At 74.9% G+C, this 23905-nt stretch carries 19 protein-coding genes; 17 read left to right on the top strand and 2 right to left on the bottom strand.

The annotated features are described in order from the left end of the window. Window positions 1–89: 89 nt before the first annotated feature. From GCU67_RS07385 to GCU67_RS07320, 14 genes are all read left to right on the top strand, one after another. Complete coding sequence (locus GCU67_RS07385) at window positions 90–1646, top strand: UDP-N-acetylmuramoyl-L-alanyl-D-glutamate--2,6-diaminopimelate ligase (protein ID WP_163610447.1); 1557 nt, start codon at window positions 90–92, stop codon at window positions 1644–1646. Further along, entirely contained in the window at window positions 1643–2725 is a 1083-nt protein-coding gene (mraY, locus tag GCU67_RS07380; RefSeq protein ID WP_163610446.1) for a phospho-N-acetylmuramoyl-pentapeptide-transferase, read from the top strand. The genes GCU67_RS07385 and mraY overlap by 4 nt, the downstream gene beginning before the upstream one ends. Then, window positions 2725–4128: a UDP-N-acetylmuramoyl-L-alanine--D-glutamate ligase gene (gene murD / locus GCU67_RS07375; protein WP_163610445.1), complete on the top strand. Its 1404-nt coding sequence runs from the start codon at window positions 2725–2727 to the stop codon at window positions 4126–4128. Before mraY ends, murD begins: the two co-directional genes overlap by 1 nt. Before the next feature lie 7 nt (window positions 4129–4135). After that, window positions 4136–5824: a putative lipid II flippase FtsW gene (ftsW, locus tag GCU67_RS07370; RefSeq protein ID WP_163610444.1), complete on the top strand. Its 1689-nt coding sequence runs from the start codon at window positions 4136–4138 to the stop codon at window positions 5822–5824. Further along, on the top strand, window positions 5821–6981 hold the full coding sequence (gene murG, locus GCU67_RS07365) for an undecaprenyldiphospho-muramoylpentapeptide beta-N-acetylglucosaminyltransferase (RefSeq protein WP_338104849.1): 1161 nt from the start codon (window positions 5821–5823) through the stop codon (window positions 6979–6981). The genes ftsW and murG overlap by 4 nt, the downstream gene beginning before the upstream one ends. Further along, window positions 6978–8450 (top strand): UDP-N-acetylmuramate--L-alanine ligase, encoded by a 1473-nt coding sequence (gene murC / locus GCU67_RS07360; protein ID WP_163610443.1) that lies wholly within the window; start codon window positions 6978–6980, stop codon window positions 8448–8450. Before murG ends, murC begins: the two co-directional genes overlap by 4 nt. Further along, the gene (locus GCU67_RS07355) at window positions 8447–9286 is read left to right on the top strand and encodes a cell division protein FtsQ/DivIB (RefSeq protein ID WP_163610442.1); all 840 of its coding nucleotides are present in this window, start codon (window positions 8447–8449) and stop codon (window positions 9284–9286) included. Before murC ends, GCU67_RS07355 begins: the two co-directional genes overlap by 4 nt. A 340-nt stretch (window positions 9287–9626) precedes the next feature. Then, complete coding sequence (ftsZ, locus tag GCU67_RS07350; protein WP_163610441.1) at window positions 9627–10946, top strand: cell division protein FtsZ; 1320 nt, start codon at window positions 9627–9629, stop codon at window positions 10944–10946. Between the two features lie 60 nt (window positions 10947–11006). Continuing rightward, a complete protein-coding gene (gene pgeF / locus GCU67_RS07345; protein WP_338104848.1) occupies window positions 11007–11738 on the top strand; it encodes a peptidoglycan editing factor PgeF in 732 nt (243 codons plus the stop codon). 68 nt (window positions 11739–11806) lie between these two features. Next, window positions 11807–12541, top strand: coding sequence for a YggS family pyridoxal phosphate-dependent enzyme (locus tag GCU67_RS07340; RefSeq protein ID WP_246214754.1), 735 nt, complete (start codon window positions 11807–11809; stop codon window positions 12539–12541). Window positions 12542–12636: 95 nt separating this feature from the next. After that, window positions 12637–13512 carry a cell division protein SepF gene (locus tag GCU67_RS22325; protein ID WP_170311020.1) on the top strand — a complete coding sequence of 292 codons (876 nt, stop codon included), beginning with the start codon at window positions 12637–12639 and terminating at the stop codon, window positions 13510–13512. Window positions 13513–13566: 54 nt separating this feature from the next. Next, window positions 13567–13851, top strand: a complete 285-nt coding sequence (locus GCU67_RS07330; protein WP_163610439.1) for a YggT family protein — start codon at window positions 13567–13569, stop codon at window positions 13849–13851. Window positions 13852–13938: 87 nt separating this feature from the next. Beyond that, window positions 13939–14649 carry a DivIVA domain-containing protein gene (locus GCU67_RS07325; RefSeq protein ID WP_163610438.1) on the top strand — a complete coding sequence of 237 codons (711 nt, stop codon included), beginning with the start codon at window positions 13939–13941 and terminating at the stop codon, window positions 14647–14649. 108 nt (window positions 14650–14757) lie between these two features. Beyond that, window positions 14758–15528, top strand: a complete 771-nt coding sequence (locus GCU67_RS07320; RefSeq protein ID WP_163610437.1) for a hypothetical protein — start codon at window positions 14758–14760, stop codon at window positions 15526–15528. Between the two features lie 48 nt (window positions 15529–15576). Here the strand turns inward: GCU67_RS07320 and ileS are convergent, their stop codons facing one another. Then, window positions 15577–18741 carry an isoleucine--tRNA ligase gene (gene ileS / locus GCU67_RS07315; protein ID WP_211660960.1) on the bottom strand — a complete coding sequence of 1055 codons (3165 nt, stop codon included), beginning with the start codon at window positions 18739–18741 and terminating at the stop codon, window positions 15577–15579. 88 nt (window positions 18742–18829) lie between these two features. Here ileS and GCU67_RS07310 point away from each other — a divergent pair, with 88 nt between their 5' ends. Beyond that, a complete protein-coding gene (locus tag GCU67_RS07310) occupies window positions 18830–20341 on the top strand; it encodes a potassium/proton antiporter (RefSeq protein WP_163610435.1) in 1512 nt (503 codons plus the stop codon). 76 nt (window positions 20342–20417) lie between these two features. Here the strand turns inward: GCU67_RS07310 and mqo are convergent, their stop codons facing one another. Further along, window positions 20418–21902 (bottom strand): malate dehydrogenase (quinone), encoded by a 1485-nt coding sequence (mqo, locus tag GCU67_RS07305; protein WP_338104847.1) that lies wholly within the window; start codon window positions 21900–21902, stop codon window positions 20418–20420. 286 nt (window positions 21903–22188) lie between these two features. Here mqo and lspA point away from each other — a divergent pair, with 286 nt between their 5' ends. Continuing rightward, a complete protein-coding gene (gene lspA / locus GCU67_RS07300; RefSeq protein WP_163610433.1) occupies window positions 22189–22866 on the top strand; it encodes a signal peptidase II in 678 nt (225 codons plus the stop codon). A 54-nt stretch (window positions 22867–22920) separates the two neighbouring features. Further along, window positions 22921–23901 carry an RluA family pseudouridine synthase gene (locus GCU67_RS07295; RefSeq protein WP_338104846.1) on the top strand — a complete coding sequence of 327 codons (981 nt, stop codon included), beginning with the start codon at window positions 22921–22923 and terminating at the stop codon, window positions 23899–23901. Window positions 23902–23905: the final 4 nt, after the last annotated feature.

Genomic DNA, 23905 nt, shown 5'->3' with positions numbered 1-23905 from the left:
CCGTCCCGACCGCCGACCGGCCGCCCCGGGCGACACGAGGTGGCCCGGTGGAGGGGCGCCGGGGTGCCGCGCCGGTAGATTGGGCGGTCGTGACCCCGACCGCCTCCGGGTCGGCTCCCCGACCTGCGGGGAACCGCCCTGTCCCGCTCGCCGACCTGGCCGACCTGACCGGCACCCCCGTGCAGGGAGAGGTCACGGTGACCGTCTCCGGCGTCACCCTCGCCTCCGGCGCCGTCCGGCCCGGCGACCTCTACGCCGCGCTCCCCGGCGCCCGCACGCACGGCGCCGCGTACGTCCCCGAGGCGCTGGCCCAGGGGGCGGTCGCGGTGCTGACCGACGCCGCCGGCCGTGCCGCGATCACCGACCCGGACGTCGCCGTCTGCGTGGTCGAGGACCCGCGCGCGGTGCTCGGCCCGGTCGCCTCCCGGGTGTACGGCCGGCCCAGCGAGCAGCTGACCGTGCTGGGCATCACCGGCACCAACGGCAAGACGACGACGAGCTACCTGGTCGAGGCCGGGCTGGCCGCCGCCGGCCGGCCCAGCGGCCTGATCGGCACCGTGCAGACCCGTACCCGGGGGCGCGGCGCCGACGGCGAGCCGGTCACCACCGAGCTGCCCAGCGTCCGCACCACCCCCGAGGCGCCCGACCTGCACGCGCTGCTGGCGACGATGGTCGACTCGGGCGTGCAGGCGGTGGTCATGGAGGTCTCCAGCCACGCGCTGGTGCAGGGCCGGGTCGGTGGCGTGGGCTTCGCCGCCGCCGGGTTCACCAACCTCTCCCGCGACCACCTGGACTTCCACGGCGACGTCGAGAGCTACTTCCAGGCCAAGGCGCTGCTGTTCGACGGGCGCGCCGAGGTCGAGGTCGTCGACGTCGACGACGAGCACGGACGCCGGCTGGTCGGACCCCGCACGGTCACCGTGAGCACCGCGGGCGCAGCTGCCGACTGGTCGGCCACCGACGTGGCCCCCGCCCCCGCGGGCGGCTCGACGTTCACCCTGCGCGGCCCCGGTGGGCGCACCTGGCCGGCCCGGCTGCGGCTGCCCGGCGACTTCAACGTGGCGAACGCGGTGCTGGCCGTGGCCCTGCTGGACGCCGTGGGGGTGCCGGTGGAGACCGCGCTGGCCGGGCTCGCCGACACCGTCGTCCCCGGGCGGATGGAGCCGGTGGACGCCGGCCAGCCCTTCGTCGCCGTCGTCGACTACGCGCACACCCCGGACGCGGTCGCCACCGCGCTCACGGCGCTGCGCGGGTCGACCACGGGCCGGCTGGTCACCGTGCTGGGCTGCGGCGGTGACCGCGACGCCGGCAAGCGCCCCGCGATGGGCGCGGCCGCGGCCGCCGGCAGCGACGTGCTCGTGATCACCGACGACAACCCGCGCTCGGAGGACCCCGGGGCCATCCGGTCCGCGATGCGCGCCGGGGCGGAGGAGGTGCCGGCCCCGCAGCGGGCCGAGGTGCTCGAGATCGGCGACCGGCGGGCCGCGCTGGCCGCGGCCGTCGGCCTCGCGCGACCGGGTGACACGCTGCTGGTGGCCGGCAAGGGCCACGAGACCGGCCAGGAGGTGGGAGGTTCCGTGCTGCCCTTCGACGACCGCGCGGTGCTGCGCGAGCTGCTCCGCACCGTTTCGGGGGTGACCGCGTGAAGTCGGTCCTGGTCGCCGCCGCCGTGGGGCTGATCGTGTCGATCCTGATGACCCCGCTGGCCATCAAGGCCTTCCGGCGTCAGGGCTTCGGTCAGGAGATCCGGGACGACGGCCCGGAGAGCCACCTGGCCAAGAAGGGCACGCCCACCATGGGCGGCACCGTCATGGTGCTGGCCACCGTGCTCGGCTACCTGGTCGCCCACCTGTTCCTGATCAACCAGGAGGGCCGGGGCGTCACCGCCACCGGCCTGCTGCTGCTGTTCCTGCTCATCGGCATGGGCACCGTCGGGTTCCTCGACGACTACCTCAAGATCCGCTACCGGCGCAGCCTGGGGCTGAACAAGACGGCCAAGCTGGTCGGCCAGCTGGTGATCGGGCTGACCTTCGCCGTCCTGGCGCTCATCGAGGACGGCGCCGACGGCACCGCGGTGGCGACCACGACCGTGTCCTTCGTCCGGGACATCGCTCCGCTGACCATGCCGGCGTTCCTGTTCTGCGCGGTGGCCTACCTGTTCATCGCCGGGTTCTCCAACGCGGTGAACCTGACCGACGGCCTCGACGGGCTGGCCGCCGGCTGCTCGGCGATGGTGTTCGCCTCCTACGTGATCATCTCGTTCTGGCAGTTCGGCCACGACTGCAGCTCGGCTCTGGCCATCGAGGGCTGCTACACCGTGCGCGACCCCCTGGACGTCACCCTGATCGCCGCGTCGGCGATGGGCGCCTGTCTGGGCTTCCTGTGGTGGAACACCTCACCGGCGCGGATCTTCATGGGCGACACCGGATCGCTGGCCCTGGGCGGGCTGATGGCGGGTCTGGCGATCGTCACCCGCACCGAGCTGCTGCTGGTCGTCCTCGGGGGGCTCTTCGTCGCGGTGACCCTGTCGGTGGTCATCCAGGTCGCCTTCTTCCGGGCCACCCGGCGGCGGGTGTTCCGGATGGCGCCGCTGCACCACCACTTCGAGCTGGCCGGCTGGGCGGAGAACACCGTCATCGTCCGGTTCTGGCTGGTCACCGGGATGGCCGTGGCCTTCGGGCTGGGGCTGTTCTACGCCGACTGGCTCTCCTTCGCGGGCCTGTGATGGCCGTCCTCGTCGCCGGGCTCGGCGTCTCCGGGGTCGCTGCTGCGCGGGTGCTGCTGGCCCGCGGGGACGACGTCGCGCTCACCGACGCGCGGGAGCCGGTGGTGCTCGCCGAGCTGGTCGCCGCCGGGGCCCACTGGCTGGGCGCGGTCTCCACCCCGCCCGAGGACGTCGACCTGGTGGTCACCTCCCCGGGCTGGCGGCCGGACAACCCCCTCCTGGTCGCGGCCGCCGAGCGCGGCATCGAGGTGATCGGTGAGCCCGAGCTGGCCTGGCGGCTGCGCATCGCGGCCCCGGGAGGCCAGCCGGCGCCCTGGTACGCGGTGACCGGCACCAACGGCAAGACCACCACCGTGACGATGCTCGAGCAGGTGCTGCTGGCCGGTGGCCTGCGCGCGGTGGCCGCCGGCAACGTCGGCCGTCCGCTGGTCGAGGTCGTCACCGCCCGCGACGCCGACGGCCGGCCCAGCTTCGACGCGATCGCCGTGGAGCTGTCCAGCTTCCAGCTGCACTGGTCGAGCTCGATCGCCCCGGCCGCGGCGTGCGTGCTCAACGTCGCCGACGACCACGTCGACTGGCACGGCTCCTTCACCGCCTACCGCGACGCCAAGGCCCGGCTGCTGCGGCTGGCCCCGGTCGCGGTCGCCGACGCCGGTGACCTGGTCGCCGCCGCGCTGGTCGCCGCCCACCCGCACCCGGTGACCGTGACGCTGGACGAGCCCGCGACCGGCCAGTTCGGGGTGCGGGGGAGCGACCTGGTCGACCGTGCGTTCAGCACCGACCCGGCCGGCGACGTCCTCGTCGGCACCGGTGAGCTGCAGGTCAGCGGCCCGCACAACCTGGTCAACGCGATGGCCGCGGCGGCCCTCGCCCGGGTCGCCGGGGTCGACGCCGACGGCGTGCGCCGGGGGCTGACCGCCTTCACCGGCGGGGCCCACCGCAACGTGCTGGTCGGCCGGGTCGGGGGAGTGGACTTCGTCGACGACAGCAAGGCCACCAACCCGCACGCGGCCGGCGCCTCGCTGGCGGCCTACCCGCGGGTGGTCTGGATCGCCGGTGGCCTGCTCAAGGGCGCCGACGTCGACCCGCTGGTCGCCGCTGTCGCGCCGCGGCTGGCCGGGGTCGTGCTGCTGGGCCGGGACCGGGAGGAGCTGGCCCGGTCACTGGCGCGACACGCCCCGTCGGTCCCGCGCACGGTGGTCCCCAGCGGCGACGATGGGGCCATGGGTGCGGATGGGACGTACGGGGAGACCGTGATGGCGCAGGTCGTGGCCGCCGCCGCCGCGCTGGCGGGTCCCGGTGACACCGTCCTGCTGGCCCCGGCCGCGGCGTCGATGGACGTCTTCACCGACTACGCCCACCGGGGCCGCGCCTTCGCCGACGCCGTCCGCGCGCTGGGCTGAGCCGACGATGACCGCGAGCACCCGGGAACGCCGGAGCTCGGCCACCGTCCGCGAGCCACGCACGCCCCCGGTCGCCCGCACCGGCGGCGGCTTCCGGCTGCGTGGGCCCGAGTGGCTCGACGCGCCGATGACCAGCTCACACCTGGTCCTCGGCTCGGCCGGCATGTTGCTGGCCATCGGGCTGGTCATGGTCTTCTCCGCCTCCTCGATCGAGGCCGTCCTGGACGATCAGCCGGCCTGGCTCCCGGGCGTGCGCCAGATCGTCTTCGCGGGGCTCGGCCTGGTCGCGATGCTGGTGGCGATGCACCTGCCGATCAGCCGGATCCGGCAGTTCGCCGGCTGGGGCATGCTGGTCTCCTTCGCCCTGCTCGCCCTGGTGCTCGTCCCGGGCATCGGGCTGGAGCTCAACGGCTCCCGCGCCTGGTTCGACCTCAAGGTGACCAACTTCCAGCCCTCCGAGCTCGCCAAGCTGGTCTTCGCGCTGTGGGGCGCGCACGTCATCGCGCTGCGCGAGCGCTACCTGACCACCCGGGCGCTGCTGGTGCCGGTGCTGCCGACCTTCGTGCTCATGTCGCTCTTGTTGCTCAAGGAGCCGGACATGGGCGCGGTGGTCAGCCTCTCCCTGGTCGTGGCCGGGCTGATGTGGGCAGGTGGACTCGCCCGCCGTTACATCGTCGGGGCTGTTGGTCTCGCAGCTGTCCTGGTGGCCCTCATGATCGTGACCGCTCCCTACCGGATGGCCCGGATCACCTCGTTCATGAACCCCTTCGCCGACCCCTCCGACGGTGGATACCAGGCCATTCGCGGGTTCTACGCGCTGGCCTCGGGCGGCGTCGCCGGGGTCGGGCTGGGCAACAGCGCGATGAAGTGGAACCTGCTGCCGCAGGCCGAGTCCGACTACATCTTCGCCATCATCGGCGAGGAGATGGGCTTCCTCGGCTGCCTGGTGGTGATCAGCCTCTACGCCGTCCTGGCCTGGGCCGGGTTCCGGATCGCCCGCCGCTCGGCCGACCGGTTCGTGCAGCTGGCCAGCACCGCGATCACCGTGTGGCTGATCGGCCAGGCCACCATGAACATGGGCTACGTCGTCGGCCTGCTGCCGGTCACCGGGGTGACCCTGCCGCTGATCTCCGCCGGCGGCACCTCGCTGGTGCTCACCCTCGTCATCGTCGGGCTGCTGGTCCGCTTCGCCCGTGCCGAGCCCGCCGCGGTCGCCCACCTGCAGGCCCAGCCTCGCGGCCGGCTGGCCCGGCTGCTCTCCCCGGCGCCGTCCACCGCAGTCGACCCGCTGCCCTCCCGGCGCCGGTCGGGCAGTCGCACCACCGCCCGGCCGGTCGAGCGCCCCGGGCGGTCCGAGCGCCGGGGCGAGCCGCTGCGTGGCGTGCGCCCGGAGCCTGCCGCCTCTCGTGACCTGCGCGCCGCGCGCCGGACGCCGGGCGGTGCACCCGCGCGGGCCCGCCGGGCCGAGGGCTGGGCACCGACCCCGGAGGAGCGCTGGGGCGCGGGGGACCGGGAGACTGTGCGCGGCCGGCAGCCCGCCGGTGACCGCCCGTCCGCGCTCCGCCGGCCGTCGTCGGCTGCAGGACCCGCCCCGCGCGACGTCCCCCGCGAGCGCACCGAGCCCCCGTCCGCGCGGGTCCGGCCGACGCCGCGGTCCCACCCCCCGCGAACGGAACGGCCAGGACGCCTGCAGTGACCTCCTCCTCGAACGACGCCGGGCCGACCCGCCCGGCCCACCGCCGCGTGCACGTGGTGCTCGCGGGCGGTGGCACCGGTGGGCACATCGAGCCCATGCTCGCCCTCGCCGACGCCCTCACCCGCCGCAGCACCGCCCCCGGTGGCACCCCCCGGGTGACCTGCCTGGGCACCTCCCGCGGCATGGAGACCCGGCTGGTGCCCGCCCGCGGGTACGACCTGAGGCTCATCCCGCCGGTGCCGCTGCCCCGCAAGCCCACGCCGGACCTGCTCCGGGTGCCCGGCCGGATCGTCCGCGCCGTGTCCGAGACGCGCGCGCTGCTCACCGAGCTGGGCGCCGACGTGGTCGTGGGCTTCGGTGGCTACGTGGCGCTGCCGGCCTACCTCGCCGCCCGCCGGGCAGGCGTCCCGGTCGTCGTGCACGAGCAGAACGCGCTGCCCGGGCTCGCCAACCGGATCGGTGCCCGGGTCGCGGCGCGGGTCGCGCTGACCGTGCCCGGCACGCCGCTGCACGGCGGGGTGCACGTGGGCATGCCGCTGCGCACCTCGATCACCGGCCTGGACCGGGCCGCGCGCCGGGCCGAGGCCCGCGCAGCCTTCGGCCTGCACGCCGACCGGCCGACGCTGCTGGTCTTCGGCGGCTCGCAGGGGGCGGCCTCGCTCAACCGGGCCGCGGTCGGTGCCGCCGACGCGCTGACCGCCGCCGGGGTGCAGGTGCTGCACGCCCGCGGCCCGAAGAACACCGACGTCGCCGTCCCCGCCCGCCCGGCCGGGTCGGCGCCCTACGTCGTCGTGGACTACCTGGAGCGGATGGACCTCGCCTACGCCGCCGCCGACCTGGCGCTGTGCCGGTCCGGCGCGGTGACCGTCGCCGAGCTGTCCGCGGTCGGGCTGCCGGCCGCCTTCGTGCCCCTGCCCATCGGCAACGGCGAGCAGCGGCTCAACGCGCTGCCGGTGGTCGAGGCCGGGGGCGGGCTGCTGGTGGCCGACGCCGACCTGGACCCGGCGTGGATCACCGCCGAGCTGGTCCCGCTGCTCACCGACCCCACCGCGCTGTCCGCGCTGGCCGCGCACGCCGCCGCCGCGGGCACCCCCGACGCCGACGAACGGCTGGCCGACCTGGTGCTGGACGTCGCCACCCGGAGAGGAACCCGATGAGCGCCGACGACGTCGCCGCCTGGACCGGCCCCATCCCGGCGCTGGACGAGCTGGGCGCGGTCCACTTCATCGGCATCGGCGGCGCCGGGATGAGCGGCATCGCGCGGATCATGCTGGCCCGCGGCGTGCCCGTCTCCGGCAGCGACCGCCGCGACTCCTCCACACTGCGGGCCCTGGCCGCCCTCGGGGCGCGGGTCGAGGTCGGCCACGAGGGCGCGCACCTCGGCGACGCCGCGACCGTGGTGGTCTCCACCGCCATCCGCGACGAGAACCCCGAGCTCGTCACCGCCCGGGAGCGCGGCCTGCGGGTGCTGCCCCGGGCCGTCGCGCTGGCCGCGGTCATGGCCGGGCGGCGCAGCGTCGCGGTGGCCGGCACGCACGGCAAGACCTCGACCACCTCGATGCTCACCGTCGCGGTGCAGGCGTGCGGGGTCGACCCGTCCTTCGCCATCGGCGGCACGCTGAACGAGTCCGGGTCCAACGCCCACGCCGGGCAGGGCGACGTCTTCCTGGCCGAGGCCGACGAGAGCGACCGGTCGTTCCTGCTGCTGGCCCCGCTCGGGGCCATCGTCACCAACGTCGAGGCCGACCACCTGGACAACTACGGCGACCTGGCCGCGGTCGAGGCGGCCTTCGACACCTTCGTGCACACCGTGCCGGCCGAGGGCTTCCTGGTCCTCTGCGCCGACGACCCGGGCGCGGCCAGACTCGCCGGCGTGGGCGGGGTCGCGCGGGTGCGCACCTACGGCCAGGGCCCGGACGCCGACCTGCGGCTGGTCGACCTGCGCGTGGCCGCCGACGGCACCCGCTACACCGCCGTCCTCGACGGCCGCGAGCTCGGCGAGGTGCACATCCAGCTGCCCGGTGCGCACATGGCGCTCAACAGTGCCGCCGCCCTGCTGGCCGGGCTGGAGCTGGGCCTGCCGGCGTCCGGGCTGATCAGCGGGCTCGAGCGCTTCGGCGGCGTGCACCGGCGGTTCGAGCTCAAGGGCACCGTGGCCGGCGTGCGCGTCTACGACGACTACGCCCACCACCCGACCGAGGTCGCCGCCCAGTTGCACGCCGCGCGCGCGGTGGTCGGGTCCGGCCGGCTCGTCGTGCTCTTCCAGCCGCACCTCTACAGCCGGACGGCGCAGTTCGCCGCGGGCTTCGGCGAGGCCCTGGGCCTGGCCGACCTGGTCGTCGTGATGGACGTCTACGGCGCCCGTGAGGACCCGGTGCCCGGCGTGACCGGCCGGCTGGTCGCCGACGCGGTCCCGGGCCCCGACCGCGTGTGGTTCGAGCCGTCCTGGTCGGCGGCCGCGCCGCGGGTGGCGGCCCTGGCCCGGCCCGGTGACCTCGTGGTCACCATGGGCGCCGGTGACGTGTCGATGGTCGGCCCGGAGGTGCTCGCCGCACTGGAGGACCCCGCGGCCGGCGACCCGGAGGTGGTCGACGCGGCCGCGGACGGGACGGGGCCGTCGCGGTGAGCCGGGTCGGGACGACCACCAACGACCGGGCGGGCTCGCCCCGGCGGAGGAGCGGGTCGTCCCGGCGGCAGGTCCCGCAGGAGCAGTCGGCGCCGGTCACCCCACTGGGTCCCCGGCGCCGCCGCCGTGGCGCCCGCGCCACCCTGGCCCGGCGCCGCCGGCTGGTCGTGGGGTTCTGCGTGGCCGTCCTCCTGCTCGCGGTCGCCGGCTGGGTGCTGCTGGCCAGCCCGCTGCTGGCCGTGCGCACGGTGCAGGTGGACGGCGCCGCGCGGCTGGCCGCCGAGGAGGTCGTCGGCGTCGCCGGCGTCGAGGTCGGCACCCCACTGGCGCGGGTGGACACCGACGCGGCCGCCCTCCGCGTCGGCCGGCTGGCGCAGGTCGCCTCGGTCGAGGTCACCCGGGGCTGGCCGGGGACGGTGGTGGTGACCGTGCAGGAGCGGGTGCCGGTCGCGGTCGTGCGGTCCGACGGCGCCCGCCGGCTGGTCGACGCCGGGGGAGTGGTGTTCGAGACGATCACCGGCAGCACGCCCGACGGCGTCGTCCCGCTCGAGGTGTCCGCACCCGGGCCGGACGACGACGCGACCCGGGCGGCGCTCGGAGCGGTCACGGCGCTGCCGGCGGCGGTGCGGGCGGAGCTCACCGGGGTCGCGGCGCGCACCGCCGACGACGTGACGCTCACTCTCACCGACGGGCGGACCGTGCGGTGGGGGAGCGCGGACCTCACCGATCGCAAGGCCGAGGTGCTCGGGGCGCTGCTGCAGCAGATCGACGCCGGCGCGATCGAGCCCGGTGCCCTGCTGGACGTCAGCACCCCCGACGCCGTCGTCCTCCGCTGACCCTCGACCTCGACCACGGGCACGGCCGGGGCGCGACGGGCCGGACGACACGCCCGGGCCCCGAACGGGTTCTGGGATTTCCGCGACCGTCCGGTCGGCGGGCACCGAGCGGACGTCTGAACCCCTGCGTGAGACATCCAGGCGCGGGTCGTCACGCCGAGTGAGTCAGATGTGACAGGCGGGTCGCCCGTTCCCCGTGCGACATCACAGTCAGGACACGCCGACGCCGGGGAGGTGCTTGCTGGCAGTCGAGGGCACACCTAACTTCGACCACACACCCACCAGTTGACATAACTATAAGGCTTAACCTGAGGATGAAGGTCCAGTTGGGGAGCGCGGCATGACACCTCCGCACAACTACCTCGCGGTCATCAAGGTCGTCGGCATCGGCGGCGGCGGCGTGAACGCGGTCAATCGCATGATCGAGGTCGGCCTCAAGGGCGTCGAGTTCATCGCGATCAACACCGACGCGCAGGCGCTGCTGATGAGCGACGCCGACGTCAAGCTCGACGTCGGCCGCGAGCTCACCCGTGGCCTGGGCGCCGGCGCCCAGCCCGACGTCGGTCGCCAGGCCGCCGAGGACCACCGCGAGGAGATCGAAGAAGTGCTCAAGGGCGCCGACATGGTCTTCGTGACGGCGGGCGAGGGTGGTGGCACGGGCACCGGTGGTGCGCCGGTCGTCGCCTCCATCGCCCGCAAGCTCGGTGCCCTCACCATCGGCGTGGTCACCCGTCCGTTCTCCTTCGAGGGGAAGCGGCGGGCGGTCCAGGCCGAGTCGGGCATCGAAGAACTGCGCAACGAGTGCGACACGCTCATCGTGATCCCGAACGACCGGCTGCTGCAGCTGGGCGACCGGAACGTGAGCGTCATGGACGCCTTCCGCACCGCCGACCAGGTGCTGCTGTCCGGTGTCCAGGGCATCACCGACCTCATCACCACCCCCGGCCTGATCAACCTGGACTTCGCCGACGTCAAGTCGGTCATGTCCGGTGCGGGCTCGGCGCTGATGGGCATCGGCAGCGCGCGCGGTGACAACCGGGCGCTGCTGGCCGCCGAGCAGGCCATCGCCTCCCCGCTGCTGGAGGCCTCGATGGAGGGCGCCCACGGCGTCCTGCTGTCGATCTCCGGTGGCTCGGACCTCGGCCTGTTCGAGATCAACGAGGCCGCCTCGCTGGTCAGCGACGCCGCCCACCCCGACGCCAACATCATCTTCGGGGCCGTCATCGACGACGCCCTCGGCGACGAGGTGCGGGTGACGGTGATCGCCGCCGGGTTCGACAGCGGCCGGCCGAGCAACCGCAAGGACGCCGGCACGACCCTGCTCGCGACCGCCGCCCCCGTGGCGCCGGCCGCACCCAGCACGCCGGTCACCACTCCCGCGCCTGCCCGGGCCGCCGCGCCCGTGCAGACCGGCGAGCGCCCGGTGAGCCAGGCCCCGGCCGCAGCACCCGCGGTCCCGGCCACCCAGGCGGTGCCGGCCCAGGCAGCGGCGGCCAGTGCGCCGCGGCCGGGCCAGCCCGCCGCCCCGGCGCAGGGCGGTGGGATCACCGTCCCGCCGCTGCCGCCCGTCCCCGGCCCGAACAGCGCCGCCCGTCGTCCGCTGGGCTCCGAGGACTTCGAGGAGGAGCTCGACATCCCCGAGTTCCTCCGCTCCCAGTAGAAGGACCCCCGTGCCCCCCACTCCTCGCACGCTCGCAGCGGGTCCCTGCACGGGGGCCGAGTGAGCGCTGGACCGGCCGTCCCGGCGGCGGTGCGACCCCGACGGGTCGTCACCGACCGTCGGGGCGGCCGTTCCGTCGCTCCCTACGACTCCTTCAACCTCGGCGGTCACGTCGGGGACGACCCGGCCGACGTCGCGGCCAACCGCGCGCGGCTGGCCGGTGAGCTGGGCGTGCCCGGCGAGCAGGTCGTCTGGATGACGCAGGTGCACGGCACCGGGGTCGCCATCGTCGAGGACGCCGAGGAGAACCCGGTCGCCGACGTCGACGCCCTGGTCACCGCGACGCCAGGCCTGGTGCTCTGCGTGCTGGTCGCCGACTGCGTGCCGGTGCTGCTGGCCGACCCGGTCGCCGGGGTGGTCGCCGCGGTGCACGCCGGGCGCGAGGGCGTCCGTCGTGGCGTCGTCCCGGCGGCGCTGGCGGCGATGACCCGGCTGGGTGCCCGCCCGGCCGACGTCGAGGCGCTGCTGGGCCCGGCGGTCTGCGGGCTGGACTACGAGGTGCCCGCGGCCATGCAGGCCGAGGTCGCCCGGGTCGCCCCGGCCAGCGCGGTCCGCACCCGGCAGGGCACGCCCGGGCTCGACCTGCGGGCGGGCCTCGCCGAGGTGCTGCGCGGCGCCGGTGTCCGCCAGGTCGTGCACGACCCGCGGTGCACCGTCGAGGACCCGCGGCTGTTCAGCCACCGGCGGGACGGTGTGACCGGCCGTCAGGCCGGCGTCGTCTGGCTCGGATGACGGTGGAAGGACCTCGTCCTCCTCACCCCTCGCAGGCTCGGGGCGAGCCTCGTGCCGAGGCCGAGCGGTTGGCCGCGAACCTGCGGGACGTGCGGGCGCGGATCGACGCCGCGGCCCGGGCCGCCGGCCGCGACCCGGCCGCGGTCGCCCTCCTCGCGGTCAGCAAGACCCACCCCGCCGAGGCCGTGGCGGTCCTCGCCGCGCTCGGCCAGCTGGACTTCGCCGAGAACCGCGTGCAGGAGCTCTCGGGCAAGGCGGCCGCCCTTGCGCAGGACCCGGCGGTCCCCGCGCTGCGCTGGCACCTGGTCGGCCAGCTCCAGCGCAACAAGGCCGCCGCCGTCGTCCGGCTGGGGGCCACCGTGCACTCGGTCGACCGCGAGCAGCTGGCCCAGGCCCTGGCCCGGGCCGCGGGCACCCAGGGACGCGTCGTCGACGTCCTGGTCCAGGTCGACCTCGGCGGGCCCGAGGGCGAGCTGGGGGAGCGGGGCGGCGCCCCGCCCGAGGACGTCCCCCGGCTGGCCGACGCCGTCGGCGCGGCACCCGGGCTGCGGCTGCGCGGGCTGATGGCGGTGGCGCCGCGCGGCGGTGACCCGGCTCCGGCGTTCGGGCGGCTGGCCGCGCTCGCCGCGCGGGTGCGGGCCGACCACCCGGGTGCCTCGGAGCTGTCGGCGGGCATGAGCGGCGACCTCGAGGCCGCCGTGACCGCCGGTGCCACCGTGGTGCGTGTCGGTACCGCGTTGTTCGGTGCCCGGCCCCTAGCCTCCGATGCGGAGGACCCGCGCGGCACCACTGCGCGCTCCTGAGTCACACCAGCACCACGCGCACCACCGACCCGCCCCGTACGACCCGCCCGGCCAGCGCGAGCCGCCGGCGCCGACGAGAACTGAGGAGACGTCCGATGGCCGGAGCCATGCGAAAGATGGGGGTCTACCTCGGCCTCGTCGAGGACGACGACACCCGGGGCGGCTACGACCGCTACGCGTCGCGGCAGGGCGACTACGAGCGCGACGAGCGCGGGTACGACCGGGGCGGCTACGACCGCTACGCGGCCGACCACGACGACGCCTACGGCGAGCCGGAGCCCGCGGTGGCCGAGAGCCGCTACGGCGCCGGCCAGTTCGGTGAGGCCGGCTACGGCGCCTCCGGCTACGGTGCGCCGGGCTACGACACCGAGCACGCCGCGGACCGCTACGCCGGCGACCGGTTCGACGACCGGGGCCCCGAGCGCGTGCCGGAGCCCGAGGTGTCCCTGGGTCGCCGCAGCCCGGCGCCGCGCACCCTGGGTCTGGCCCCGGCGCCGGCCCCGACCCTGGGCAGCACCTCGGCGCGACTGGTCGGCGGGGCCGGCATCGGCGCGGGCGGCTCCGGCAGCCCCGCGCGCAGCCGCATGAGCGGAGGCGTGTCCGGCTCGGCCGGCCTCGCGATGAGCGAGCCGCTGACGGTGCAGGCGGCACCGGAGCCCGCCCCGGCCCCGACCCCGGCGCCCAAGACCCCGAACTACCGCATCACCACGGTGCACCCCAAGGACTACAACGAGGCGCGCACCATCGGTGAGCGGTTCCGCGACGGCATGCCGGTGATCATGAACCTGACCGAGATGGAGCACGCCGACGCGAAGCGCCTGGTGGACTTCGCCATCGGTCTGACGTTCGGTCTGCACGGTAGTATCGAGCGCGTCACGGCCAAGGTCTTCCTGCTCAGCCCGCAGGACGTGGACGTGACGGCTGAGGACAAGGCCCGCATCCGTGAGGGCGGGTTCTTCCAGCAGCCCTGATCCACTGCACGTCCCGTCCACCGCGCACGACGTGCCCTTCAACGAACGAGGACCGTGAACGTACTGCTGGACATCGTCGCCTCGGTCCTGCTCGTCTTCCTGATCCTGCTGTTCGCCCGGTTCGTCGTGGACTGGGTGATGGTGCTCGCGCGCAGCTGGCGTCCGCAGGGTCTCGTCGCCGCCGGGCTCGAGGTCGTCTACTCCACCACCGACCCGCCGTTGAAGGCGGTGCGGAAGGTCATCCCGCCGTTGAACCTGGGGTCCATCAGGCTGGACCTGGGGTTTATGGTGCTCTTGATCGCCGTGGTCCTGCTGCGCAACCTGGCGCTCTCGCTCTGATCCACCCCGGAGCGGAGTGGGGACCCCGTGCGGGTCGCCGCCGGTCTGAGTCCGTCCCCGTCCCCCGTCCCACCTGAGGTGAGCCGCATGCCACTGACTCCCGCCGACGTGCACAACGTCGTCTTCAAGAAGCCGCCGATCGGCAAGCGCGGTTACGACGAGGACGAGGTCGACGCCTTCCTGGACGTGGTCGAGGCCGAGCTGGCCCGCCTCATCGAGGAGAACAACGACCTGCGCAGCTCCGGCTCTCGCCCCGAGTCCGCGCCGATGACGGTGGCGGCCCCGCCGCCCCCGCCGGCCCAGACCTCGCCACAGGTCCGCGAGGACGACAGCATCCGCGCCTCCCGCATGCTCGCGCTGGCCACCGAGACCGCCGAGCGGCACGTCAACGAGGCCAAGGCCCAGGCCGACCAGATGGTCGGCAGCGCCAAGAGCTCCAGTGACCGCATGATGAGCGAGGCCCGCGCCAAGAGCGAGCAGATGGTCGGTGAGGCCAAGAACCGCGCCGACGCCATGCTCGGCGACGCCCGCACCCGCGCCGACACGATGGAGCGCGAGGCCCGCGCCAAGGCCACCGCCCTCGCCCAGGACGCCGAGCGCAAGCACGTCGAGGCCATGGGCTCGCTGGAGGAGAAGCGGGCGAGCCTGGAGCGCAAGGTCGACGAGCTGCGCACCTTCGAGCGCGAGTACCGCACCCGGCTGCGCTCCTACCTCGAGTCCCACCTGCGCGACCTCGACAGCCGCGGCTCCGCCGAGCCGGCCTCGAACAACCGGCAGAACCAGCACGTCAGCGCCTGATCGCCGGCCCGCACGGGCCGACGCAGGACAGCCCCTCCGGACCCCGGTCCGGAGGGGCTGTCCGGCGTTCCGGAAGTCTGCCGGAGCCGGCGCCGCTACCATGCGGCTGTGCTCCTGACTGCGGCACTGCTGCTGGTGGTCGCCGTCGGCCTGTTCGGCGTCGGCCTGCTGCAGGACTCGCCCACGCTCCAGTGGGCCTCCTTCGCTGCCAGCGTCCTCGCCGGGGTGCTCCAGCTGGTCAGCGCCGCGCAGCGGCGGCGCCGTCGGGACGCACCTGGTCCCGCCGCGCGGGCGGCCGGTGACCCGTGGGGCGCCCCGGCGACCGGTCCGATCGCAGCAGCCCCGACCGAGCCCGGTGCCGACGACGAGCCGGTGCGCCGGGTGGCGCCCCCACCCGTGCCGCCCAGCTCGCCGTTCCTGCCGCGGGTGGGCCCGACGACCGGCAGCGGCCTGGGCGACCTCGCCGACCCGGGCGGCTGGCCGGGGTCCACGCGGTCGCCCGGCGACGGCGGATCGCCGTACGGGCGCCCGGCCCGGACCGGCGGGCTGCACAGCGCACCCGACCTCGACCCGGTGCCGCGGCACACCCCGCCGGTCGCCTGGGAGGAGACCGCGGGACGACCGCCCCAGGCAGCCGGGGAGCCGGACGTCGAGGAGGTCGAGCTGGTCGACCTGCTGCTGGTGCTGGACCTCGTGGACGACGTCCTCGTCGTCGACACGCGCCCGCGGTACCACCTCGAACGCTGTCCGCACCTGAGCGGCCTGCCCTCGATCCTGCTGCCGGTCAACGAGGCGCGCGCCCACGGGTGGACGCCGTGCGCGACCTGCACGCCCGATCGGGTGCTCGCCGCCCGGGAACGGGCCCGCCGGGCGACCTGAGCCCTCCCGACCTCCCCGCCTGCGTGCGCCGGGAGGTCGGGCCGCGGCTCACGCGCGGGCGATCCAGACCCGGGAGCCGGCCGGGCCCTCGAGGCCCTCGCCGTCCCCGGCGGTCTGCGGGTGCACCGACGTCGCGAGCACCTCGCCGGCCACCTGCTCGCCGTGCTCGGTCAGCGCCTGGGCCACGGTGTCCTCGCCGGTCCACCACAGCTCGATCCGGTCGCTGACCGCCAGGCCGGTGGTCTTGCGGGCCTCCTGCACCAGCCGGACCACCTCGCGCACCAGCCCGGCGCGCTCGAGCTCCGGGGTGAGGGTGAGGTCCAGTGCCACGGTGAGCCCGCCGGCGGAGGCCACGGTCCAGCCCTCGCGCGGGGTCTCGGTGACGATCAGGTCGCCCTCGGCCAGCGGGACGTCGGCGCCGTCGACCGGCACCGTCGCCGTCCCCGCCCGGTAGGCGGCGACCAGCCCGGCGGCGTCGGTGGCGGCCACGGCCGCGGCGACGGCCTGCACCTGCTTGCCCAGCCGTCGGCCCACCGCCCGGAAGTCGACCTTGACCGACACGTCGACCAGCGAGCCGCCGACCGCGGCGAGCTCGGTCAGTTCGGCGACGTTCAGCTCGTCGGCGACCTCGGCGACCAGGTCGCGGGGCAGCTGGCTCCAGCCCGGCGCCGCGACCAGGGCACGGGCCAGCGGCTGCCGGGTGCGCGACTTCGCCGACGTCCGGGCCGAGCGGCCCAGCTCCACCAGCCGGCGCACCAGTGTCATCTGCTCGACCAGGGCGTCGTCCCGGGCGTCGGTGTCGACGGTCGGCCAGGTCGCCAGGTGCACCGAGTCGACGGCGTCGGGCAGGCCCGGGGCGACGACGGTGCGCCACACCCGCTCGGTGACGAACGGGGTGAACGGCGCCATCAGCCGGGTCAGGCCGTCGAGCACCTCGTGCAGCGTGCCCAGTGCCGAGGGGTCGCCGTCCCAGAAGCGGCGGCGGCTGCGCCGGACGTACCAGTTGGACAGGTCGTCGACGAACTCGGCGATCAGCCGGCCGGCGGTCTGGGTGTCGAAGTCCTCCAGCGCCCGGGTGACCCCGTCGGTGACCGAGGCCAGCTCGGCCAGCGCCCAGCGGTCCAGCAGCGGGCGCTCCGCCCGCGGGGGAGCCGGGGTGGTGGCCGGGTCCCAGCCGTTGGTCTCGGCGTAGAGGGTGAAGAAGCTGGCGGTGTTCCAGTAGGTCAGCAGCACCTTGCGGACGACCTCGGACAGCGTCTCGTGCCCGACCCGGCGGGCCGACCACGGCGAGCCGCCGGCGAGCATGAACCAGCGGACGGCGTCGGCGCCGTGCCGGTCCATCAGCGGCATGGGCTCGAGGATGTTGCCCAGGTGCTTGCTCATCTTCCGGCCGTCCTCGGCCAGGATGTGCCCCAGGCACAGCACGTTCTCGTAGGAGCTCTGCTCGAACACCAGCGTGCCGACGGCCATCAGCGTGTAGAACCAGCCGCGGGTCTGGTCGATCGCCTCGGCGATGAACTGCGCCGGGTAGGCGGCCTGGAACTCGGCGTTGTTGCGGTGCGGGGCGCCCCACTGGGCGAAGGGCATCGAGCCGGAGTCGTACCAGGCGTCGATGACCTGACGGACCCGGCGGTAGGTGCCCTCCTCGCCGGCCACGGTGAAGGTGACGTCGTCGATGAAGGGCCGGTGCGGGTCCAGGTCGGACAGGTCGCGGCCGGTCAGCTCCGACAGCTCGGCCAGCGACCCGACGACGACCATCCGGGACGGGTCGACGTCGTTGCGCCAGATCGGCAGCGGCGTGCCCCAGTACCGGTCGCGGGACAGCGCCCAGTCGACGTTGTTGTTCAGCCAGTCGCCGAAGCGACCCTCCTTGATGTTCTCCGGGTACCAGTTCGTGCGCTCGTTCTGCGCCAGCAGCTGGCCCTTGACCTCGCTGGTGCGGATGTACCAGGAGGGCTGCGCGTAGTACATGAGCGGGGTGTGGCAGCGCCAGCAGTGCGGGTAGCTGTGCTCGTACCGCATCTCCCGGTAGAGCACGCCGCGGTCGACCATGTCCTGCACCAGCGTCGGGTCGGCGGCCTTGAAGAAGTGCCCCCCGACCAGCGGGACGTCGGCGGTGAAGTGCCCGGTCGGGTCGATCGGGTTGACGACGGGGAGGCCGTAGGCGCGGCCCACGGCGAAGTCGTCGGCGCCGAACGCGGGGGACTGGTGCACCAGCCCGGTGCCGTCCTCGGTGGTGACGTACTCGGCCAGGACGACGTAGTGCGTCTCCACGTCGTCCGGGAAGTCCACCAGCTCGAAGGGCCGCTGGTAGTGGGTGCGCTCCCAGTCCCGGCCCTGCGTGCGGGCCAGCACCTGCGCGCCCTCGCCGAGCGCGGCGGTCAGCAGCGGCTCGGCCACGACGAGCGGGCGAGCGTCGTCGTCCCCGGCCGGGCGGGCGACGACGTAGGTGACGTCGGGGTGGACGGCGACCGCGGTGTTGCTCGGCAGCGTCCAGGGCGTCGTCGTCCAGACCAGCAGGTCGGCCTTGTCGGCCCACTCGCCGGTGGTGACCGGCATCCGGACGTAGACCGACGGGTCGACGAGCGTCTCGTAGCCCTGGGCGACCTCGTGGTCGGACAGGCCCGTGCCGCAGCGCGGGCAGTAGGGGGCGACGCGGTGGGACTCGACGAGCAGACCCTTGTCGAAGACCTGCTTCAGCGACCACCAGACGCTCTCGATGTAGCTGGCGTCCATCGTGCGGTAGGCGGTCGACATGTCGACCCAGTAGCCCATCCGCTCGGTGAGCTCGGCGAAGGCGCCGACGTGCCGCTCGACGGACTCACGGCAGCGGGCGTTGAACGCAGCGATCCCGTAGGCCTCGATGTCGGGCTTGCCGGCGAAGCCCAGCTCCTGCTCCACGGCGATCTCCACCGGCAGGCCGTGGCAGTCCCAGCCGGCCCGGCGGGGCACGTGGTAGCCCTGCATGGTCTTGAAGCGGGGGAAGACGTCCTTGAACGCCCGCGCCTCGATGTGGTGCGTGCCCGGGCGCCCGTTGGCCGTGGGCGGGCCCTCGTAGAACACCCACTGCGGGCGGTCGGCGGAGCCCTCCAGCGTGCGGGCGAAGACCTTGTCGGTCGCCCACTGCTCCAGCACCTCGTGCTCGAGCGCCGGCAGGTCGACCTGGGGCGGGAGGGCCTGGAACGGCCCGGAGGGTGCACTCACGTGCTCCATCATCCCCGACCCGCCGCGGCGGCCGCGCAAGCGCCGTCATCTGCTGGAGACGCGGGTACGGGAGACTGCGCGCCATGGGGGTCCGGCGATGAACACCACGGTCACGGCCGCCCTGGCCGTCGGTGCGCTGGTCGTCCTCGTCGCGGCCGTCGCGCTGCGGCTGGCCGACCGGATCGGCCTGCCGTCGCTGCTGATCTACCTGGCCCTCGGCATCGCCCTGGGGGAGAGCGGCGCGGGCGTGGAGTTCGAGGACGTCGCCCTCACCCAGACCCTGGGCGTCGCCGCGCTCGTGGTCATCCTGGCCGAGGGCGGGCTGACCACCCGCTGGGCCGACGTCCGCCGCGCGGTCGGCCCGGGCGTCGCGCTGTCCACCGTCGGGGTGGTGGTCAGCGTCGCCGTGGTCGCGGCGGTCGCGGTCTGGTTGCTGGACTCCAGCTGGCCCTTCGCGCTGCTGCTGGGCGCCGTCGTGACCTCCACCGACGCCGCCGCGGTCTTCTCCACGCTGCGCCGGCTGCCGCTGCCCCGGCGGATGGTGGCGTCCCTGGAGCTGGAGTCGGGGCTCAACGACGCCCCGGTGATCCTGCTGGTGCTGGCGCTGTCCGAGCAGCTGACCGGCGGCCACACCTACCCCTGGTACCTGGTGCTGGCCGAGGTGGTCGGCGAGCTGGCCGGAGGCGCGGTGATCGGGGTGGGGCTGGGCTTCGGCGGGGCCTGGCTGCTGCGCCGGGCCGCGCTGCCGCTGGCCGGGTTCTACCCGCTGGCCACCCTCGCGCTGTGCGTGCTGGCCTTCTCCTCGGCCGACCTGCTGCACACCTCGGGGTTCGTGGCGGTCTACCTGTGCGGGCTGGTGCTGGGCAACGCCGCGCTGCCGCACCGCGCCGGCACGATCGGCTTCGCCGAGGGCCTTGCCTCGCTCGCCCAGATCGGGCTCTTCGTCCTCCTGGGGCTGCTGGTCTCACCGTCCCGGCTGCCCGAGGCGCTGCTGCCGGCGCTGCTGATCGGGGGCGTGCTGCTGCTGGTGGCCCGCCCGCTGTCGGTGGCCGTGAGCCTGGCGCCGTTCCGGATGCCGGTGTCGCAGCAGCTGTTCGTCTCCTGGGCGGGCCTGCGCGGCGCCGTCCCGATCGTGCTGGCGACCTTCCCGGTCGCCGCCCAGGTGCCCGGCGCGACCCGGGTCTTCGACACCGTGTTCGTGCTCGTGGTGGTCTTCACGCTGGTGCAGGGCTGGTCGCTGCCCACCGTCGCCCGCTGGCTGCGGATAGCCACCCCGGTCACCCCGAGCGACATCGACGTCGAGTCCGCGCCGCTGGACGAGCTGGGCGCGGAGCTGATGCAGCTGCGGGTGCCGGACACCTCCCGGCTGCACGGCGTCTACCTGCCCGAGCTGCGGCTGCCGGAGAACGCCGCGGTCGTGCTCGTCGTCCGGGGCGGGCAGCCCTTCGTGCCCGACCGGTCGACCCGGCTGATGCGCGGGGACCAGGCGCTGCTGGTCACCGCCCGCGGGTCCCGGCTGGAGGCCGAGCGGCGGCTGCGCGCGGTCAGCCGCGGCGGCCGCCTCGCCACCTGGCGCGGCGAGGACGGCGCCCCGAGCCAGACCGATTGATGAAGGCCCCCTGCCCCCACCACTCGCGAGCTCGCGGCGGGCCCCTGCAGGGGGCCGGGGGACGCGGGGGCCGGCGTCAGCCCTGGAGCTCCAGGGTCTTGGTCGTGTCGGCGCGGACCTCGGCCAGCAGGTCCGGGTTCTCCGACAGTTGGTGGCCGTAAGAGGGGATGGCCTCCTGCAGCAGCGGGCGCCAGCCGTCGATCCGGTCCGGGAAGGCGCGCTCCAGCAGCGTGAGCATCGCCGCGGTAGCCGTCGAGGCGCCGGGGGAGGCGCCCAGCAGACCGGCGATGGTGCCGTCGGCGCCGACGATGAGCTCGGTGCCGAACTGCAGGACGCCGCGCTTGGTGTTGGGGTCCTGCTTGATGACCTGGACCCGCTGGCCGGCGGTGATCAGCTCCCAGTCGCCGGACTCGGCGGTGGGCACGAACTCCTCCAGCGCACGGAACCGCGAGCTGGTCGACTGCAGCACCTGGCCGATGAGGTACTTCGTCAGCGGGATGTTGGCGATGCCGGCACCCACCATGGAGCCGAGGTTGCCGCTGCGCACCGAGCGCGGCAGGTCCCACATCGAGCCGGACTTGAGGAACTTGGGGGAGAAGCCGGCGTAGGGGCCGAACAGCAGCGACTGCTCGCCGTCGATGAGCCGCAGGTCCAGGTGCGGCACCGACATCGGCGGGGCCCCGACCTTCGCCTGGCCGTAGACCTTGGCCTGGTGGCGGGCGACCAGCGCGGCGTTGCGGCTGCGCAGGAACTGCCCGCTGACCGGGAAGCCGCCGAAACCGCGGATCTCCGGGATGCCGGCGCCCTGCAGCAGCGGCAGCGCGCCACCGCCGGCCCCGACGAAGAGGAACCGGCTGCGCACCGTGCGCTTGGCGCCGGAGGCGAGGTCGGTGACCGTGGTCGCCCAGCGGCCGTCGGTCTCCCGGCGCACCCGGGTGACCCGGTGGCGCAGGTGCAGCTCGACGCCGCGGGTGACGGCGGCGTCGACGAGCAGCCCGGTGAGGGCGCCGAAGTTGACGTCGGTGCCGGCCAGCGAGCGGGTGGCGGCGACGGCCTCGGTGGGGTCGCGACGGTCCATCATCAGCGGGACCCAGTCGGTGAGCTCGCCGGGGGAGTCGGTGTGCTCCAGGCCGGCGAACAGCGGCAGCGGGGCCAGCGCGTCGTACCGGTTGCGCATGTACCGGTGGCCGTCGGGGCCGGTGACGAAGCTGATGTGCGGCACCGAGGTGATGAACGACTTCGGCGAGTCGGTCAGCCCGCTGCGCACCAGGTGCGACCAGAACTGCCGGGAGACCTGGAACTGCTCGTTGATCGCCACCGCCTTGGCCGGGTCGACGGTGCCGTCGGGGCGGGCCGGGGTGTAGTTCAGCTCGCACAGCGCGGAGTGCCCGGTGCCTGCGTTGTTCCACGGCCCGGAGCTCTCCCCGGCGACCTCGGCGCCGGACTCGAAGACCTGGACGGTCCAGTCCGGGGCGACGATGCCCAGCAGGGCGGCGAGCGTGGCGCTCATGATGCCGCCGCCGACGAGGACGACGTCGGGGTTGTGAGCGTCGCTGGTCACGTTGTGCCTCCGTGCATCGATTGTCTGCTGCATCCCATGGTCGCCCCAGTCGAGGAGCCGTACGTCCCGGACCGGGCAGTCTCCCCGAACTGAGGGGATGACTTGGCTCACAGTGGCCGCTGTGGAGGGTCCCCCGTGGTCACCCCGGCCGCAGCGTGGCCGCGAGACACGGCCGCACGACACGGCCGCAGGACGGGTCACCAGCGTGCCAGACCGGGTCCGCAGGGCCCGCCGCTATCGTCGTCGCCGACGTGGCCGCCCGGGTCGCGGACAGGAGGACGGCGCGGTGCCCGAGCAGTCCCACCCCACCTCCGGGCCGGCGACCCCGCCGTCCGGCGACGGCGACGGCGCCAGCCCCGCGCCGCGGCGCCGTTCGCGGGCCCGGCTGCTGCTGGGCCTGGCGCTGGTCGTGTTCGCCCTCGACCTGGCCACCAAGCTGCTGGTCGTCGCCACCATCGACCGCGGCGAGAACATCCGCACGCTGGGCGGGGCGGTCTACCTGACCCAGGCGCGCAACACGGGTGCGGCCTTCGCCTTCGCCGAGGGCGCGACCGTGGTGTTCACCCTCATCGCGCTGGTCGTGGCGGCGGTCATCATCCGCAGCGCCCGGCGGTTGTTCTCGACGGGCTGGGCGGTGGCGCTGGCGCTGGTCCTGGGCGGTGCGGTGGGCAACCTGGTCGACCGGCTGTTCCGCGACCCGGGGTTCCTGCGCGGCGGCGTCGTCGACTGGATCTCGGTGTTCGGGCCGAACGGCGAGCACTACCCGATCTTCAACGTGGCCGACTCCGCGATCGTCTGCGGCGGCGTGCTCGGTGCGCTGCTGGCCTTCCGCGGCATCGAGTTCGACGGCAGCCGGACCAAGGACAAGGAGGCCGCCGCGAAGGCCGACCGGGACGCCGACCGGGACGCCGACCGGGACGCCGACCGGGACGCCGACCGGGACGCCGGGACCGCCGCCGGCTGACCGGGACCGGCCCGGCGGCGTTGTCCCGTCGGCCCCACCCGTCACAATGGACCGGTGACCAGCAGTCCCGGCCCGACCCCTCCCGACGGGCCCTCCACCGGCGGGCGGCGCGGTGAGCTGCGCTCGGTGCCGGTGCCCGACGGCCTCGAGGGCCAGCGCGTCGACCAGGCGCTGGCCCGGATGTTCGGCATCAGCCGGGGGGTGGCCGCGGACCTGGCCGACGCCGGGGTCGTGGTCGTCGACGGCAGGCCGCGCGGCAAGGGCGACCGGCTGACCGGCGGCAGCTGGCTGGAGGTGGAGCTGCCCCCGCCCCCGGGTGAGCCGGCCCCGCCGCAGCCGGTGTCCGGGATGACCGTCGTGTACGACGACGACGACGTGGTCGTGATCGACAAGCCCGTCGGCGTGGCCGCGCACGGGAGCCCGGGCTGGACCGGCCCCACGGTCACCGGCGGGCTGGCCGCGGCCGGCTACCGGATCTCCACCAGCGGGGCGGCCGAGCGGCAGGGCGTCGTGCACCGGCTGGACGCCGCCACCACCGGGCTGATGGTGGTCGCCAAGAGCGAACGCGCCTACACGCTGCTCAAGGCCGCGTTCAAGGAGCGCACCGTCGACAAGGGCTACCACGCGCTGGTGCAGGGCCACCCCGACCCGTCCAAGGGCACCATCGACGCCCCGATCGACCGGCACCCCAAGCACGACTGGCGGTTCGCCGTGGTCAGCGGCGGCCGTCCCTCGGTGACCCACTACGAGGTCGTCGAGGCGTTCCCCTCGGCCAGCCTCGTCGACGTCCACCTGGAGACCGGGCGCACCCACCAGATCCGGGTGCACTTCTCCGCGCTGCGCCACCCGTGCGTGGGCGACCTGACCTACGGCGCCGACCCGACGCTGGCGGCCCGGCTGGGGATGACCCGGCAGTGGCTGCACGCCGTCCGGCTCGGTTTCGCCCACCCGGCCGACGGCCGCTGGGTGGAGTTCCACAGCGACTACCCGGCCGACCTGGCCGGCGCCCTGGCCGTGCTGCGCGCCGAGAACTGAGCCG

The sequence above is a fragment of the Modestobacter muralis genome (assembly GCF_010682105.1).
Taxonomy (GTDB): Bacteria; Actinomycetota; Actinomycetes; order Mycobacteriales; family Geodermatophilaceae; genus Modestobacter; species Modestobacter muralis.
This window is presented reverse-complemented; position numbering and strand designations above follow the sequence as displayed.

What these genes read in the sequence shown, in the direction of transcription:
- murD (WP_163610445.1), top strand. Translation starts at nt 2,725, where the DNA reads ATGGCCGTCCTCGTCGCCGGGCTCGGCGTCTCCGGGGTCGCTGCTGCG.
- ftsW (WP_163610444.1), top strand. Translation starts at nt 4,136, where the DNA reads ATGACCGCGAGCACCCGGGAACGCCGGAGCTCGGCCACCGTCCGCGAG.
- murC (WP_163610443.1), top strand. Translation starts at nt 6,978, where the DNA reads ATGAGCGCCGACGACGTCGCCGCCTGGACCGGCCCCATCCCGGCGCTG.
- ftsZ (WP_163610441.1), top strand. Translation starts at nt 9,627, where the DNA reads ATGACACCTCCGCACAACTACCTCGCGGTCATCAAGGTCGTCGGCATC.
- GCU67_RS22325 (WP_170311020.1), top strand. Translation starts at nt 12,637, where the DNA reads ATGGCCGGAGCCATGCGAAAGATGGGGGTCTACCTCGGCCTCGTCGAG.
- GCU67_RS07325 (WP_163610438.1), top strand. Translation starts at nt 13,939, where the DNA reads ATGCCACTGACTCCCGCCGACGTGCACAACGTCGTCTTCAAGAAGCCG.
- ileS (WP_211660960.1), bottom strand. Translation starts at nt 18,741, where the DNA reads ATGGAGCACGTGAGTGCACCCTCCGGGCCGTTCCAGGCCCTCCCGCCC.
- GCU67_RS07310 (WP_163610435.1), top strand. Translation starts at nt 18,830, where the DNA reads ATGAACACCACGGTCACGGCCGCCCTGGCCGTCGGTGCGCTGGTCGTC.